Origin of the sequence: Pseudoalteromonas sp. NSLLW24 (assembly GCF_015864725.1) — a bacterium.
In the GTDB taxonomy this organism is placed as follows: Bacteria; Pseudomonadota; Gammaproteobacteria; order Enterobacterales; family Alteromonadaceae; genus Pseudoalteromonas; species Pseudoalteromonas arctica.
The window spans coordinates 30,174-45,793 of sequence record NZ_JADYWQ010000010.1 but is presented as its reverse complement, the minus strand read 5'-3'; the positions used below and the strand labels follow the sequence as shown (position 1 = coordinate 45,793).

Below are 15,620 nucleotides of genomic sequence, written 5' to 3'. Positions count from 1 at the left end.
ATATAGTTTTGATTATAATAACAATCAGCGCCATAATTTACAGCACTAACGCTCGTAAACAGGAATTCAAATGAAAAAACAAACATTACTCAGTGTTTCAATGCTTGTAGTAACACTTACTTTAACTGGCTGCCAATCAGCTTATTATTCTGCGATGGAAAAAGTCGGTGTTCACAAACGCGATATTCTAATTGACCGCGTAGAAGAAACCAAAGACTCGCAACAAGAGTCACAAGAAGAATTTAAATCGGCACTAGAGCGCTTAACTACTCTAATTGATTTTAATGGTGGCGAACTACAAGACACTTACAATCAACTAAACGATGATTACGAGTCGAGCTTAAATGCCGCTAACGAAGTATCAACTAACATCAATAAAGTAGAAGACGTGGCGGAAGCGCTATTTGATGAGTGGGCCGATGAGTTAGAGCAGTACAAAAGTGCATCACTTAAGCGTGAAAGCAGCAAAAAGCTAGCCGCGACTAAGCGTCAATTTGATCAGCTATTACGCTCAATGCGCAGCGCAGAGAGTAAAATGGAGCCAGTATTAACCTCGCTTCATGATAACGTTTTATACTTAAAGCATAACTTAAATGCACAAGCGGTATCGGCTATTAAAGGTGAATTCACTAACCTTAAGCGTGATATTCAAGTATTAATGAACGACATGAACAAATCGATTGCCGATTCAAACAAATTTATTGAACAAATGAACAGCGCTGGCTAATTATTTGTTACTTTAACAAGCCTGCTTAATTGCAGGCTTTTTTATGTTAAAGGCATGCTAAAAGGGATTTACAATGAAACGCTTTTTAACCGCAACAACGCTTTTATGCTTACTAACTGCCTGCGCCGCACCTAATAATATTAACCGTATTACCAGCCCCGACTCAGTTGTTGTTATTAATGATAAGAACGGTCGTTATAAAAATTTATACGCAGGTGAAAAAACATATCCCACTACCTGCACTGAAAACTGCTACCCAGCCCACCCAGACTTACTATGCAAAACCGGCAGCGAAAACTGCCAGTACCAAGGTCTGCAAACTAAACCACAACTTAGCACCGGCTATACCGTACGCTGGCTTGGCCACGCTAGTTTTGTAATTAACACCCCAAATGGTCAAAGTGTGCTGTTTGATCCGGTAAAAAATCAGTTTGATTCTCCAGTCGCACTTGGCTTTAAACTCGGCGGTGGTATTTATCGTAAAGCCGGCGCTTGGCCTAGTGAGCAAGAACTGGAAAATATTGATGCTGTAATGTATTCGCATATTCATTACGATCACTTTAATAAGGCCGACATACAAAGCATTGGCAATAAACCTCGCTATTTAACACCACTCGGTATGGCCGACAACTTCCCCACCGGCGGTTTTAATATTAGCGAAATGCCGTGGTACTCAACAACCAACATTGACGACTTAGTTATTAATGCCGTGCCAGCTCATCATTTTAGCGCTCGCGTATTGGTGCCCTTTATTTACGAAGATAACAATAAAGACTTATGGAATGGCTGGCTGCTTGAACAAAACGGCAGTACCTTATTTTTTGCAGGCGATACGGGCTACTCAAAACACTTTAAAGACATACAGCAAAAATATGGCGATATAGATGTGTGCTTAATACCAATCGCATCTTACTACAGTAAAGAAAGTGGTAAATTTTATCGCTACGTTCACACCACACCAGAAGACGCGCTCAACGCAGCACAAGAACTTAACTGCAAAGTAATGATTCCTTGGGGGTATGGTAACTCAAGTTGGAAAATGGGCGACCATACTAGCCACTCTGCTTTGCTACGTTTATTACACATGGTTAAAAAAATGGATGCTAAAACACCGCTGTATATTTTAAACGAAGGCGAAAGTATTTCACTGTAACTATTTACTTAGCTGTTTTAAGATTGTTATTACATTAAGACAAATCGACAATAAAATTGAGAGATTAATGAAGAAATTAGCACTCGCCTTAAGCTTTTTATTAAGCACGCCAGCAATGGCTATTGATGTTGAACATACATCAACTCCAATTACTATTGATGGCGTATCAGAAAGCGCATGGGATAAAGCCGCTTGGCACGACATGCCTTATCTAATGGATGGCACACTGCCATCAAACGATGCCGACTTTAAAGGGCGTTATCGTTTATTGTGGGATCAAAACTATTTATACCTACAAGCCGATATTGTGGATGATGTTCTAATAGATACACACGCAGATCCAACCTATAAATATTGGGATGACGATGCGCTTGAAGTATTTATTGATAGCGATGCATCGGGCGGAAATCATCAATTTAATCACACCGCATTGGCGTACCATATTGGCCTTGATAACCAAGCTGCCGATTACGGACCTGATAAAAAAGCCCATTTGTATACCGACCACCTAGTTAGTAACTGGAAGCGCAATACCACCGCACCCTTTAATATTACCTGGGAAGTAGCAATAAAACTCTACCCTAATGATTATAAAGAAGGTGCTAAAAACCCCCCACTTACACTTAGCGAAAAACAAGTAATAGGCTTTATGTTAGCGTATTGCGATAACGATGGCAGTGACGTGCGCGAGCACTTTATGGGTTCACACGAAGTACAACCAGTAAATGGCGACAGAAATCGTGGCTTTATAGATGCAGACGTATTTGGCAAAATCACCCTACTCCCTAAAAAGTAAGTAACTACCAATAAAATAATTGAACACGTATGTTGGGTTGAGCGAAGCGAAGCGAAACCCAACGCAAAAAAATCCCACCAACAAACACTGATACTTTGCATTATGGCTGTTTCAGCTCTCTCTTTCTCTTCTCATTCCCTTCTCCTTGTGCAAAAGATCTTTAAGTAAATTATTCACAAAGAGGTTAAGAGGCGCTGCGCTTTTAGAGGTAAATATATTATGGAAATTTCATCACAAAACAGTAGCTATGTAATTTTGAGCTAAATACTGTCAGCTGACGACTTATAGCCTACAGCTCTTGTTTTCAAAACACAAAAAAGCCGCTGTATTTTTCAATACAGCGGCTTTTAAAATCATAATTCTAAATTAATAGATTATGCTTTAGGTCCACGACCTGCACGTTTACGTTCGTTTTCTGTAAGGTAACGCTTACGAATACGAATGTTTAGTGGAGTTACTTCAACTAGCTCGTCATCATCGATGAACTCAAGCGCTTGCTCAAGTGAGTAGTTAAGGTGTGGAGAAAGCGTTTGCGCTTCATCAGTACCAGATGCACGTACGTTAGTTAACTGCTTGCCTTTAAGGGCGTTAACTGTAAGGTCGTTATCACGGTTATGAATACCGATAACCATACCTTCGTATACTTCAACACCGTGACCGATGAATAAACGGCCGCGTTCTTGTAAGTTGAATAATGCGTTAGTAAGTGCTTTACCAGTTGCATTTGCAATCATTACGCCGTTCTTACGAACACCGATGTCGCCACCTTTGTGAGGACCGTAATGATCGAACGTATGGTACATAAGACCAGAACCCGAAGTAAGCGTCATGAAATCAGTTTGGAAACCAATTAAACCACGGCTAGGGATCATGAAATCTAAACGCATACGGCCTTTGCCATCTGGAGTCATGTTAGTAAGCTCACCTTTACGTAGGCCAACTTGTTCCATAACAGAACCCTGATGCTCGTCTTGACAGTCAATAGTAACTGTTTCAAACGGTTCTTCTAGAACGCCATCTACAGTACGTAAGATAACTTCCGGACGAGAAACTGAAAGCTCGTAACCTTCACGACGCATGTTCTCGATTAAGATACCTAGGTGTAATTCACCACGACCAGAAACACGGAAGCTATCTGGGCTACCAGTATCTTCAACGCGAAGTGCTACGTTGTGTACTAATTCTTTGTCTAAACGTTCACGGATATTACGTGACGTTACAAACTTACCTTCTTTACCACAGAAAGGTGAGTTATTTACAGAGAATGTCATTGTTACAGTTGGCTCATCAACACTTAGTGGTGGTAATGCTTCAACGTTTCCTGGGAAACAAACTGTATCAGAAATCTTAAGCTCACCAATACCTGTTACAGTTACGATGTTACCAGCGTAAGCTCTATCAGTTTCGATACGTTCAAGACCTAGGTAGCTTTGTACTGCGCCAATTTTACCATTACGTGTAGTGCCATCAGCACTGATAATAGTAACTTGTTGGTTAGGAGCAACAGAACCACGTTTAATACGACCAATACCAACTACACCAACATAAGAGTTGTAATCTAGTTGAGAAATTTGCATTTGGAAGTCACCTTCAGGATCTGCATCCGGTGGTGATACTTCGTCAACGATCATCTTGAACATAGGTTCCATGTTGTCTGATGGCTCGTCTAAATCTAGTGTTGCCCAGCCGTTGATAGCTGAAGCGTAGATTACTTTAAAATCTAACTGTTCGTCAGTTGCGCCAAGGTTGTCGAATAAATCAAAGATTTGATCCATAACCCAATCAGGACGTGAACCTGGCTTATCAATTTTATTGATAACTACGATTGGCTTTAAGCCTTGCGCGAATGCCTTTTGCGTAACGAAACGCGTTTGTGGCATTGGACCTTCTTGAGCATCAACAAGTAATAATACTGAGTCAGCCATCGAAAGTACGCGTTCAACTTCACCACCGAAATCGGCGTGTCCCGGAGTATCTACGATATTGATATGGTAGTCGTTCCAAGAGATGGCTGTGTTTTTAGCCAAAATGGTAATACCACGTTCTTTCTCAATGTCGTTTGAGTCCATCACGCGCTCTTCGTTACCGCCGCGTGTTTCTAATGTACCTGATTGCTCAAGTAGTTTGTCAACCAGAGTTGTTTTACCGTGGTCAACGTGCGCGATAATCGCTATATTTCTTAACTTTTCGATGCTCATATATTTACTCAGAGAAATTAAATTCTCAATGATCCTGCAAGATCTACGCACTCATCCACGCTTTCGCGAGATGTCCCAGCATAGGATTTAAAAGGGCGCATATTATCCCTCATTAATGACATGGATGAAAGTTTATCCAATACATATTTTAAAACTTTCTCAATACTTTTACTAAGTATCTGTTTTATATATGACAATTATATGAATTAAATTTCAATATTTTTTTGAAAAACAGCCTTTTTGACTATTTTTCCGATCTTTTTGTTACTCTTTTGCATTTAGGTTATGCTAATTTCAGCTGATTAAATTAACAACAAATTACGCTCTGTAAATTTTGCACCGAAATGGAATATTTACGCACCAACATGGTGCGTTTGTATATTCCATTTTGATGCAATGATATTTTTTTAATTTATAAACAGCCAGTTACAATAATGGCACAAAATCAGCTTAGTAAATACCAAAGCAATTATGCAGCAATAACAAAACCCAATAGTTGGAGGACACATGTCACAATCGGTTTTAGATTTTATTAAAGAAAATGACGTCAAGTTCATTGATTTACGCTTTACTGACACTAAGGGTAAAGAACAACATGTATCGATCCCTCATCACCAAGTTGATGAAGATTTTTTCGAAGACGGTAAAATGTTCGACGGTTCTTCAATTGCAGGCTGGAAAGGCATAAACGAATCAGACATGGTATTAATGCCAGTTCCTGAGTCAATCAAACTAGACCCTTTCACTGAAGAAGCGACATTAATTTTACGTTGTGACGTAGTAGAGCCTTCTACACTACAAGGCTATGAGCGCGACCCGCGTTCTGTTGCTAAGCGCGCTGAAGATTACATGAAATCTACAGGCATTGCAGACACTGTTTTATTTGGCCCTGAGCCAGAATTTTTCGTATTTGACGATGTTAAATACAAATCAGATATGTCTGGATCTATGTACAAAATTGATTCTAAGCAAGCTGCTTGGAACTCAGATAAAGAATATGCAGATGGCAACACTGGTCATCGTCCAGGTGTTAAAGGCGGTTACTTCCCAGTTGCTCCAGTTGATGACTTCCAAGATTGGCGTTCAGCTACGTGTCTAGTTCTAGAAGAAATGGGCCAAGTAGTAGAAGCACATCACCACGAAGTAGCAACAGCAGGTCAAAACGAAATCGCTACTCGCTTTAATACAATGGTATTAAAAGCGGATGAAATTCAAGAAATGAAATATGTTATCCATAACATGGCTCACTTATACGGTAAAACAGCAACGTTTATGCCTAAGCCAGTTGTTGGTGATAACGGTTCTGGTATGCATTGTCACCAGTCACTTGCTAAAGATGGTGTAAACCTTTTTGCTGGTGATAAGTACGGCGGTCTTTCTGAAGATGCACTTTACTACATTGGCGGCATCATCAAGCATGCTAAAGCAATTAACGCTTTTGCAAATGCGTCTACTAACTCGTACAAACGTTTAGTACCAGGTTTTGAAGCACCAGTTATGCTTGCATACTCTGCACGTAACCGTTCTGCATCAATCCGTATCCCAGTGGTTCCATCTGAAAAAGGTCGTCGTATTGAAGTACGCTTCCCGGATCCAACTGCTAACCCATACCTTGCTTTCTCAGCAATGCTTATGGCTGGCCTTGATGGTATCAAAAACAAGATCCATCCTGGCGATGCTATGGATAAAGATTTATACGACTTACCAGCTGAAGAAGCAGCAGAAATTCCAACTGTTGCAGCATCACTTGACGAAGCACTATCTGCACTTAGCGCAGACCGTGAATTCTTAACTCAAGGTGGCGTATTCACTGATGACTTAATCGATGCTTACATCGAACTTAAGTCTAAAGAAGTTGAAAAGCTTAACATGACAACTCACCCAGTTGAGTTTGAAATGTACTACAGCTGTTAATTAAGCTGTAAAAAATATGTGTGTTCTCAAGCCCGCTTTGCGGGCTTTTTTAATGGTAAAATTAGTCAATCTCCACTAAAGTTAAGTTACCGATAAAAATGCAGGGCTGCAGAGTGAATAACAAGATTTTATTACTATTAATTACTTTAGGATTAAGTAATTATGGTTATGCCGGTGAAACAAAAATATACGCTTGGAAAGATAAAAATGGCGTATTAGTGTTCTCAGACACCCCTCATAAAGGGGCCCAAGAGGTAAAGCTCACCAGCCAAGATCTTAATATGCCTGCAACAAATACTGACATTTTTGACGAGCAACCTCAGCCTCAACAAGCGGCCTTTAGTATTGCTATTTCCTCACCTGATCATAACCAGACTATTCGTGAAAATACCGGCACTGTTTATGTAACTAGCCGAATAAAACCACGCTTTGAAACTGGTTTTACTATACAACTTTTTATTGATGGTAAAGCACACGGCCCAGCCAGTGACAGCTCAACCTTTGCAATTAGAGATGTAGAACGTGGTCAGCACACACTACAATTAAAGCTTTTTAATAGTAAAAACCAAGTTATTGCTACAAGCGAACCCTGCATATTTTTTATGCACCGAAAAGGGCTAAACCTAGGTAACTAAATTGGGGCATTACTAAACGTGCAGCAGTGTATTTAACCATATAACTTGCTTGCAAACATCCACGCACTAAAATGGTGCAGCTATGATTAATAATAAAAACTTTAGCCCTGAGCTACTCGATGCCATTTGGCAAAATCAAACAACCGCTATCATGCTACTTGATAAAAACTTCACCGTTGTATATGCCAACACCAGTACCAGCGAGCTGCTTGGCCTTGGTAATAAGCGCTTGTTAGAACAACCGTTTGATAGCCTTTTTAACTACCATTCAATCGATTTACAGCGTATAGAACAATACTCATTAGTTGAAGGCGTAGATTGCCAGCAGCATAGAGCTGACGTGGTTTTTAGCGATTCTCGCCATGCAAAAGTAGCCGTAAGTACACGACAAATTAAGTTTAATGGCTCGCTTTATATTTTATTTGAGTGGCGCCAAACCGATGACGAAATTAAGCACGACCAAGCGTCTAATCAAATGCATCAATATCAAGCTGCCCGAAACCTAATTAGAGGCTTAGCTCACGAAATTAAAAATCCTTTAGGTGGAATTCGCGGAGCGGCGCAGTTATTGCAGTATGAGGTTGATCAACAAGAAAGAGATCAATGTGCTGAGCTCATCATTGAGCAAGCCGACCGATTACGCGAACTAGTAGATAGGCTTTTGGGGCCCAATCAACTTCCGCAAAAATCGTATGGCAATATACATCAATCACTTGAATCAGTTGCAAGGCTAAGTACGTTAGATAATTGTTCTAACATTAGCTTAGTTAAAGATTACGACCCAAGTATTCCTGATGTATACATTGATCAAGGCAAAATTCAGCAAGTGGTATTAAACATTGTTCGAAATGCCCAACAGGCGCTTGTAGATGGCGGTGAAATAACAATAAAAACCCGCATTAATCATCAGCATCGTCGCCCAGGTAAAGCACCTAAAAAAGCCTTGTTGATCCAAATATCTGATAACGGACCAGGTATTGATCCCAGTGTACGCGAAACACTGTTCTACCCTATGATCACCAATAAAGAAGGTGGCTCTGGGTTAGGACTCTCAATAGCGCAAACACTGATAGATCAACATGATGGCTATATAGAATGTGATAGCTGGCCTGGACATACTGAATTTAATATCTATCTGCCCTTTGCAGATTAATGTTTGGAGTTTGCATGAAAACAGTTTGGCTTGTAGATGATGATGCTTCTATTCGATTTGTACTTGAAAAAGCACTAACCCGTGCAGGGTTTAACACAGAGAGCTTTGCTAATGCGCAAGATGTACTAAGCGCCCTAAAGTTTAGCCAACCTACTGTTTTAGTTTCTGACGTACGAATGCCTGGTATGGATGGTATGGCGTTGCTTGAACTTATTGCGGAGCAAAACCCTGGGCTGCCGGTTATTATAATGACTGCGCACTCAGATTTAGACTCAGCTGTAAATGCATTCCAAAAAGGTGCTTTTGAATACCTCGCTAAGCCGTTTGATTTAAACGAAGCAGTGGCGCTAGTCGAAAGCGCATGCAGAGCAAACTCCACTAAAAAAACTAAGCGCAAGCAAGCTCCACCAAAAAGTGCCCACATAATTGGTGAAGCGCCCGCAATGCAAGAAGTGTTTAGAGCGATAGGTAAACTATCGGCTTCTAGCATGAGCGTATTAATAAATGGTGAATCTGGAACAGGTAAAGAACTTGTCGCCAGTGCTTTGCACAATCATAGCCCACGTAAAGAAAACCAATTTATTGCACTTAACATGGCAGCCATTCCAAAAGAGCTTGTTGAGTCAGAGTTATTTGGCCACGAAAAAGGCGCATTTACGGGCGCCGACAGCGTGCGTAAAGGCCGTTTTGAGCAAGCCAATGGCGGCACACTATTTTTAGATGAAATTGGTGATATGCCACTTGATGTACAAACACGTTTATTACGCGTTCTTGCCGATGGTGAGTTTTATCGCGTTGGTGGCCATCAAAGTATAAAAGTGGACGTACGCATTATTGCAGCTACGCACCAAAACCTTGAAGATTTAGTTAAACAGGGCAAATTTAGGGATGATTTATTTCATCGTCTTAATGTTGTGCGCCTACGTTTACCCGCTCTTCGAGAACGCACTGAAGATATAGAAAGCTTATCGCAACATTTTTTACATAAAAGCGCTAAAGAGCTACAAGTAGAAAGCAAAGTGCTGAGCCCTAAGGCAACAGAGCAATTACGTTTATTTAATTGGCCAGGCAATGTACGCCAATTAGAAAACACGTGTCGCTGGCTGACAGTTATGGCACCGGGTGAGCTTGTAAGCGAGCAAGACTTACCGCCGGAGATTCTGGATGCTTCACCAACCCAAGAAGAAGGTGATTGGTTAGATGCGTTTCAACAATGGCTTAATCAAGAGCTAAAAAAAGGCAAAGAAAATATTTGGCCTGACATTCAAGCCCAGCTAGAAACTCGCTTAATTAAAACCGCACTGGCTAATTGTTCTGGTCATAAGCAAGATGCTGCTATAAAAATTGGTTGGGGACGCAACACGTTGACCCGAAAATTAAAAGAGCGCAATATTAGCTGATTAAACGCTTTTAACACATTTGGTTATTGATGAAGCTAATCGAACATATTCCATTATTCAAACAAATGGAAATAATAAACAGGCTGCACTTTTTTAAAGAATTTACGCTCAGCGAGCGCCAAGTCTTATTAGAGTCGTTCGGCCTGTTGTATTTAGTAAGCCAGCATCAATTTTTATTTAAGCAATACGATAACGACAAACGTTTGTACATTGTACTTAGCGGCGCTTTACTGGTATTTAAGCATAACCATTTGCTAGAACTTGGCACTATTGAGCCCGGTGAATTTATAGGTGAAGGTGCCTTTATAAATAACCGAGAGCGCAGTACCAGTGCTCGCGCTAAAACCGACACCATAGTACTTGCCATTACCCCTGAAGCACTCACCCGCTTACCTAATGTTATCCGCGAAAAAATTAAAGACCGAATTATAGAAGGTATGAGTCTGCGTATTGCAAAACTTAGCGAGCATATAGAAACTCACGATTAACTCTATCACTCAGTCCATATAAACAATTTGTAGTGAGCAATCAAGCCAGCTGGGGTTATTAACGTGAGCTGTAAACCTGTAAGTATCGGATGGTTTGGCGCCAAAGGGCGTATTTATAAATGGTTGTGAGTGACTGTATGTTTGCGAATAATTTTTGTAATAAATGACAACGTAACCGTACAAAAACTCCCAACCTAACCTTACAACAGCGCCACTGGGTAAGGTAAAGTCAGCATATTTATCTGTAAATGTGACGAGTAAATCATTGTACTTGTCTTCGCTGCATTGAGTTGTTCGTAACTTTTTAGGCATAACAAAGGTTGTACCCGCCACTGCATTTTTTAGATAAAAGCCTATATTGCCATCACCATAAAAATGATTTGAACGCGTTGTATAGTTAACTTGTGGCTCGTAACCTAGCCCCTGCATAATAGTAGCTAACTGCTCAGTCTCTTTTGGGTAAATTTTGTCACTTGATAAGAGTAATGTAGCCTCACCAAACTCTGATGGGATTGCCAGCGGTACATATTCATAAGGGAGCGATTGTGCTTTTAGCGCAGCATCGAGCTGATTGCTCTGTTCATCTTGCAAGTTTTCACTAAATACATACACGGTAGGTTGTTGGCACGCAGCTAATGGTAATGCCAACACACACATTAAAATTCCATTTTTCATAGTTACCCCTTTTGATTACGCTTGTAGTCTATTAAAGGTAACTATTTATAGCAATTTAATTGGTTTGGCTATCTAACCAAGCATCAACACTTTTTCGAGTATATAAAACTTCTTTAAATAAACGATGTCGTTCAAACTCGAGTTTTGTTTTTCTCGTGGCATCGCCACTAACTAAACGGCTATGGGTATCATTGAACTTTGAAATTACAGAAAAACCGCGCTCATCTTGATCAGCTTGCTTTTTTACAGAATTAGCAAGGTGCTCTCTAACATCGTCAGCAGTTAACATACCTGAATTGTCTAATCCCATTAGCTCTTTTTTCATTGCCAATCTTACGCCCATTTCCTACTCCATTTAATGAAAACTATTTAATCCGCCAAAGTTTTAGCAATTAGCAGGCCACACGTAAAATTAACTGCTGCAAAGGTTACTCTTCAATTGCTTCAGTTTTTTTAAAGACAGATAAAATACATAAAAAATTTCATAGCTATTTACGTATTACAATTAGCGAAAGTCACTTGCTTTGGTGCAAAAGTAGCTGCAAGCCTTTATACTACAGCCTGTGCGTTACCCCACCGAGAGCAAATATGAACGAAGAATACATAGAAATAGAATTAGAAGAAGAGCCGATTGAGCTCTGTAAATTATTAAAAGTACTAAACTTAGTTGAAGGTGGCGGCCAAGCTAAAAACCTAATTACCGAAGGCTATGTGGGTGTTAACCATGAAATTTGTACAATAAAGCGGAAAAAATTATACAGTGGCGATGTATTAGAATTTGATGGTGAATTTTTTAAACTTGCGCTAAGTGAAGATGCAACCCCTGCAGAAAAACCTGCGGTACAAACTCAAGCAGAGTCAAAGCAAGCTGCACCACAACCAACAAATCAGCCAGCTAAAAGTAAGCGTAAGCGAACTAAAAAACCAAAAGTAGATGATAAAACAGGTCGTCGACCTATTTCATTTGGTTAAGCATTTAAAAGCCCTCTTTTTATATAAAAAGGTCAACTTGTATAGTTGGCCTTTTTACTCTTTAATAACCTAGTTAATAATAATAAAAACAAGGTTATAAAATGTCTGTTAAAACACCTAAAAATTGGTTTAAGCCCGTTGTATGGGCGGCACTCGTATGGAACTTACTTGGCGTTATTGCATTTGCTATGCACATGATGATGACACCCGAAATGATAGGTAAACTTCCGCTAGATCAACAAGCTGCCTACTCTAACGTTCCTATTTGGTCAACCATTTCATTTGCTATAGCTGTATTTGGAAGCACTTTTGGTTGTCTGTTTTTACTTGCTAAAAACGCGCTGGCAACACCTACTTTTGCGCTATCGCTCGGCGCTATTTTAATTCAGCAATATTATAATTTTGTGGTCATAAACAGTATTGAGCTACTTGGCGCAAGTGCTGTATTTATGCCTATTTTTGTAATCGTTATTGCCATCGCTTTACTTTGTTTGAGTATTAAAGGTAAGCAACAAGGTTGGTTACAGTAATTAATAAGGGTTGAAATAACTTTTGACCCTACCTCTTTCAAATCATCTCTTGAAATTAAACTTTTCAGCATCATCTCTACTATATTAACTGTATAAAATTCGTTCTCTAAACACGATTTTTTACACTGGTATGTACTTTGCAACTCGAACACTACAGAGGTCACTCTTCAAAATATTTTTCTAATTCATAAAGGGGCAAATAATGAATAATAGTTTCGATACCCAACATCAGCTCACAATAAATGGTGAGCAATATCATATTCATTCTCTAAAAGGACTTGGCGACAAAGCGAAACGACTGCCCTTTTCCTTAAAAGTATTACTTGAAAACCTTCTTCGTAACGAAGATGGCGCAAATATAAAAGAACAAGATATTCAAGCCCTTCTTAATTGGGATCCTCAAGCAAAGCCTGCATCTGAAGTTGCCTTTACTCCCGCCCGTGTTGTTATGCAAGATTTTACCGGTGTACCCGCTATTGTAGATTTAGCCGCGATGCGTGACGCAATGGAAAAACTAGGTGGTGATCCTGCAAAAATAAACCCGTTATCACCTGCTGAACTTGTTATTGATCATTCGGTACAAGTAGATGGCTACGGAAATGATGGTGCATTTGATTTAAATGCAAAACTTGAATACGACCGAAATAAAGAACGTTATGAATTTTTACGTTGGGGACAAACCGCTTTTGATAATTTAAAAGTAGTGCCACCAGCAACCGGTATTGTTCACCAAGTAAACCTAGAATACTTAGCGCGCGTTGTTTTTAATGAAGAGCGCGACGGCAAAAAATTCGCTTACCCAGATACGCTTGTAGGGACTGACTCTCACACCACCATGATTAATGGCTTAGGTGTGCTTGGTTGGGGTGTAGGCGGTATTGAAGCTGAAGCAGCCATGCTTGGTCAGCCAATTAGCTTACTCATTCCACAAGTAGTCGGTATGAAGCTAAGTGGCCGCTTACCTGAAGGTACTACCGCTACAGATTTAGTATTAACGGTAACAGAAATACTGCGTAACCATGGTGTAGTGGGTAAATTTGTAGAGTTTTATGGTGATGGCCTTGCCGACTTACCACTTGCCGATAGAGCAACCATAGCGAATATGGCACCTGAATACGGCGCTACGTGTGGTATTTTCCCAATTGATGATGAAACCATTAACTACCTTCGCTTAACAAACCGCGACGAAAGTCACCTAAAGGTAATTGAGGATTACGCAAAACACCAAGGTTTATGGCGTAACGATGGTGACGAAGCTAGCTATACCGATACACTCGAGCTTAAACTAGGTGATGTTGTACCAAGCCTTGCAGGCCCTAAACGACCACAGGATAGAATTTCCCTAGACAAGGCTGGTGAAGTGATTAGCCAGCATTTAAAAAACTTTCAAGATGAACGTATGGCTCGTCGTGATAATAGCGACGAAGAACAAGCTCGTATTGAAAGTGAAGGGCCAACAACAAATCCAGATGAACCAGTTAACGAAGCGCAGTTTATGGGCGCCGCCAAGGTTAAATTTAAAGGGCAAGAGTTTGAGTTAAACGATGGCGCTTGTGTTATTGCCGCAATTACCAGCTGTACTAATACTTCTAACCCAAGTGTTATTTTAGCTGCTGGTTTGGTTGCCAAAAAAGCAAAACAGTTAGGCATTAATGTAAAACCTTGGGTTAAAACATCACTTGCACCAGGCTCTAAAGTAGTTACCGACTACCTAGAAAAAGCAGGCCTGATGGATGACCTAGAAAGCCTAGGCTTTAACTTAGTTGGCTACGGCTGTACTACGTGTATTGGTAACTCAGGGCCGCTTGCAACTGAAATATCAGACGCAATTCAAAAACATAAATTAGTAGTGAGCTCTATTTTATCGGGTAACCGTAACTTTGAAGGGCGTATTCACCAAGATGTTAAAATGAACTTTTTAGCCTCTCCTCCGCTTGTTGTAGCTTATGCCATTGCAGGTAGAACCGATATTGACGTATACAACGAACCCCTTGCTCAAGATGCTAACGGTAATGATATTTACCTTAAAAACATTTGGCCAAGCGTTAAAGAAGTAAGTGACCTAGTTAAAGAAACAGTAACTAAAGAAATGTTCGAAAAAAGCTACGCTAACGTTTACGAAGGCGATAGCCGCTGGCAGCAAATTAAAATACCCGATGGCAAACTTTACGATTGGGATGACGCATCTACCTACATTAAAAAAGCACCATTTTTTGATGGTATGAAAGTAGAACCACCAGGTATCCCCACTATCGAAGGCGCACGTTGTTTAGCTAAACTTGGGGATTCAGTAACCACTGACCATATTTCTCCAGCAGGTGCTATTAAAGCAGATGCACCAGCAGGTTTATACTTGCAAGAAAATGGCGTAGATAAAGCGCAGTTTAACTCGTACGGTTCACGCCGTGGTAATCACGAAGTAATGATGCGTGGTACGTTTGCTAATGTGCGTCTTAAAAACTTACTAGCTCCAGGTACTGAAGGTGGCGTAACACGTACTCAGCCTGGCGATACGCTAGAGAGTATTTATGATGCAGCAATGGAGTATCAAAAAAATAATACGCCACTCATTATTTTAGCGGGTAAGGAATACGGTACGGGTTCATCTCGTGACTGGGCTGCTAAAGGCTCACTTTTATTAGGCGTTAAAGCCGTTGTAGCACAAAGCTATGAACGTATTCATCGCTCTAACTTAATTGGTATGGGTGTATTACCTCTGCAATTTAAAGAAGGTGAAAGCTACGAGTCACATGGGTTAACAGGGCAAGAACAATTTGATATTGATGGCCTGTACGATAAAACCGATGAAGTAACCGTTATTGCTACAAATGCCGAAGGTAAAAAAGTAACCTTGAGTGCTGATGTACGTATTGATACCCCTAAAGAGTGGGATTACTACAAACACGGCGGTATTTTACAATATGTACTGCGTAATATGCTCGACTAACAAAGACAGTAGTTAATACATTTAAAAGCCCA

Annotated in this window: 14 protein-coding genes; 11 read left to right on the top strand and 3 right to left on the bottom strand. The window is 40.2% G+C overall.

Features of this window, described 5'->3' with window-relative positions; all coding sequences use genetic code 11:
* Positions 1-70: 70 nt before the first annotated feature.
* The 3 genes from I6E72_RS12005 to I6E72_RS11995 all read left to right on the top strand — a co-directional run bounded on the left by I6E72_RS12005 (position 71) and on the right by I6E72_RS11995 (position 2,676).
* Positions 71-727: a DUF2959 domain-containing protein gene (locus I6E72_RS12005; RefSeq protein WP_197112425.1), complete on the top strand. Its 657-nt coding sequence runs from the start codon at positions 71-73 to the stop codon at positions 725-727.
* Between the two features lie 73 nt (positions 728-800).
* On the top strand, positions 801-1,880 hold the full coding sequence (locus tag I6E72_RS12000) for an MBL fold metallo-hydrolase (protein ID WP_197112423.1): 1,080 nt from the start codon (positions 801-803) through the stop codon (positions 1,878-1,880).
* A 67-nt stretch (positions 1,881-1,947) separates the two neighbouring features.
* Positions 1,948-2,676, top strand: coding sequence for a CBM9 family sugar-binding protein (locus I6E72_RS11995; RefSeq protein ID WP_197112421.1), 729 nt, complete (start codon positions 1,948-1,950; stop codon positions 2,674-2,676).
* A gap of 374 nt (positions 2,677-3,050) precedes the next feature.
* Here I6E72_RS11995 and typA read toward each other — a convergent pair whose 3' ends face one another.
* A complete protein-coding gene (gene typA / locus I6E72_RS11990; protein ID WP_024589533.1) occupies positions 3,051-4,874 on the bottom strand; it encodes a translational GTPase TypA in 1,824 nt (607 codons plus the stop codon).
* A gap of 507 nt (positions 4,875-5,381) precedes the next feature.
* Between typA and glnA the strand changes: the two genes are divergently transcribed.
* The 5 genes from glnA (at position 5,382) to I6E72_RS11965 (ending at position 10,464) form a co-directional block, all read left to right on the top strand.
* Entirely contained in the window at positions 5,382-6,788 is a 1,407-nt protein-coding gene (gene glnA, locus I6E72_RS11985) for a glutamate--ammonia ligase (protein WP_024589532.1), read from the top strand.
* Between the two features lie 113 nt (positions 6,789-6,901).
* The gene (locus I6E72_RS11980) at positions 6,902-7,423 is read left to right on the top strand and encodes a DUF4124 domain-containing protein (RefSeq protein ID WP_024589531.1); all 522 of its coding nucleotides are present in this window, start codon (positions 6,902-6,904) and stop codon (positions 7,421-7,423) included.
* An 82-nt stretch (positions 7,424-7,505) separates the two neighbouring features.
* The gene (glnL, locus tag I6E72_RS11975; protein WP_007582173.1) at positions 7,506-8,576 is read left to right on the top strand and encodes a nitrogen regulation protein NR(II); all 1,071 of its coding nucleotides are present in this window, start codon (positions 7,506-7,508) and stop codon (positions 8,574-8,576) included.
* A 14-nt stretch (positions 8,577-8,590) separates the two neighbouring features.
* Entirely contained in the window at positions 8,591-9,976 is a 1,386-nt protein-coding gene (gene ntrC, locus I6E72_RS11970) for a nitrogen regulation protein NR(I) (protein ID WP_197102867.1), read from the top strand.
* Positions 9,977-10,005: 29 nt separating this feature from the next.
* A complete protein-coding gene (locus I6E72_RS11965) occupies positions 10,006-10,464 on the top strand; it encodes a cyclic nucleotide-binding domain-containing protein (protein WP_197112419.1) in 459 nt (152 codons plus the stop codon).
* A 9-nt stretch (positions 10,465-10,473) separates the two neighbouring features.
* Here I6E72_RS11965 and I6E72_RS11960 read toward each other — a convergent pair whose 3' ends face one another.
* Together I6E72_RS11960 and I6E72_RS11955 are read right to left on the bottom strand one after the other, a co-directional pair.
* The gene (locus I6E72_RS11960; protein ID WP_197102865.1) at positions 10,474-11,139 is read right to left on the bottom strand and encodes a hypothetical protein; all 666 of its coding nucleotides are present in this window, start codon (positions 11,137-11,139) and stop codon (positions 10,474-10,476) included.
* Positions 11,140-11,194: 55 nt separating this feature from the next.
* On the bottom strand, positions 11,195-11,482 hold the full coding sequence (locus I6E72_RS11955; protein ID WP_007582180.1) for a hypothetical protein: 288 nt from the start codon (positions 11,480-11,482) through the stop codon (positions 11,195-11,197).
* Positions 11,483-11,727: 245 nt separating this feature from the next.
* On the opposite strand from I6E72_RS11955, the gene I6E72_RS11950 reads away from it, so the two are divergent.
* The 3 genes from I6E72_RS11950 to acnA all read left to right on the top strand — a co-directional run bounded on the left by I6E72_RS11950 (position 11,728) and on the right by acnA (position 15,588).
* On the top strand, positions 11,728-12,111 hold the full coding sequence (locus I6E72_RS11950; protein ID WP_010554787.1) for an RNA-binding S4 domain-containing protein: 384 nt from the start codon (positions 11,728-11,730) through the stop codon (positions 12,109-12,111).
* A gap of 101 nt (positions 12,112-12,212) precedes the next feature.
* Complete coding sequence (locus I6E72_RS11945) at positions 12,213-12,641, top strand: hypothetical protein (protein WP_165722250.1); 429 nt, start codon at positions 12,213-12,215, stop codon at positions 12,639-12,641.
* A gap of 202 nt (positions 12,642-12,843) precedes the next feature.
* Positions 12,844-15,588 (top strand): aconitate hydratase AcnA, encoded by a 2,745-nt coding sequence (acnA, locus tag I6E72_RS11940; protein WP_010554785.1) that lies wholly within the window; start codon positions 12,844-12,846, stop codon positions 15,586-15,588.
* Positions 15,589-15,620 lie beyond the last annotated feature (32 nt).

Bases quoted from the DNA above. Each gene is read 5' to 3' on its own strand.
- glnA (WP_024589532.1), top strand. From the start codon at position 5,382: ATGTCACAATCGGTTTTAGATTTTATTAAAGAAAATGACGTCAAGTTC.
- I6E72_RS12000 (WP_197112423.1), top strand. From the start codon at position 801: ATGAAACGCTTTTTAACCGCAACAACGCTTTTATGCTTACTAACTGCC.
- I6E72_RS11950 (WP_010554787.1), top strand. From the start codon at position 11,728: ATGAACGAAGAATACATAGAAATAGAATTAGAAGAAGAGCCGATTGAG.
- I6E72_RS11965 (WP_197112419.1), top strand. From the start codon at position 10,006: ATGAAGCTAATCGAACATATTCCATTATTCAAACAAATGGAAATAATA.
- ntrC (WP_197102867.1), top strand. From the start codon at position 8,591: ATGAAAACAGTTTGGCTTGTAGATGATGATGCTTCTATTCGATTTGTA.
- I6E72_RS11945 (WP_165722250.1), top strand. From the start codon at position 12,213: ATGTCTGTTAAAACACCTAAAAATTGGTTTAAGCCCGTTGTATGGGCG.
- I6E72_RS11995 (WP_197112421.1), top strand. From the start codon at position 1,948: ATGAAGAAATTAGCACTCGCCTTAAGCTTTTTATTAAGCACGCCAGCA.
- glnL (WP_007582173.1), top strand. From the start codon at position 7,506: ATGATTAATAATAAAAACTTTAGCCCTGAGCTACTCGATGCCATTTGG.
- acnA (WP_010554785.1), top strand. From the start codon at position 12,844: ATGAATAATAGTTTCGATACCCAACATCAGCTCACAATAAATGGTGAG.
- I6E72_RS11960 (WP_197102865.1), bottom strand. From the start codon at position 11,139: ATGAAAAATGGAATTTTAATGTGTGTGTTGGCATTACCATTAGCTGCG.
- typA (WP_024589533.1), bottom strand. From the start codon at position 4,874: ATGAGCATCGAAAAGTTAAGAAATATAGCGATTATCGCGCACGTTGAC.
- I6E72_RS11955 (WP_007582180.1), bottom strand. From the start codon at position 11,482: ATGGGCGTAAGATTGGCAATGAAAAAAGAGCTAATGGGATTAGACAAT.
- I6E72_RS12005 (WP_197112425.1), top strand. From the start codon at position 71: ATGAAAAAACAAACATTACTCAGTGTTTCAATGCTTGTAGTAACACTT.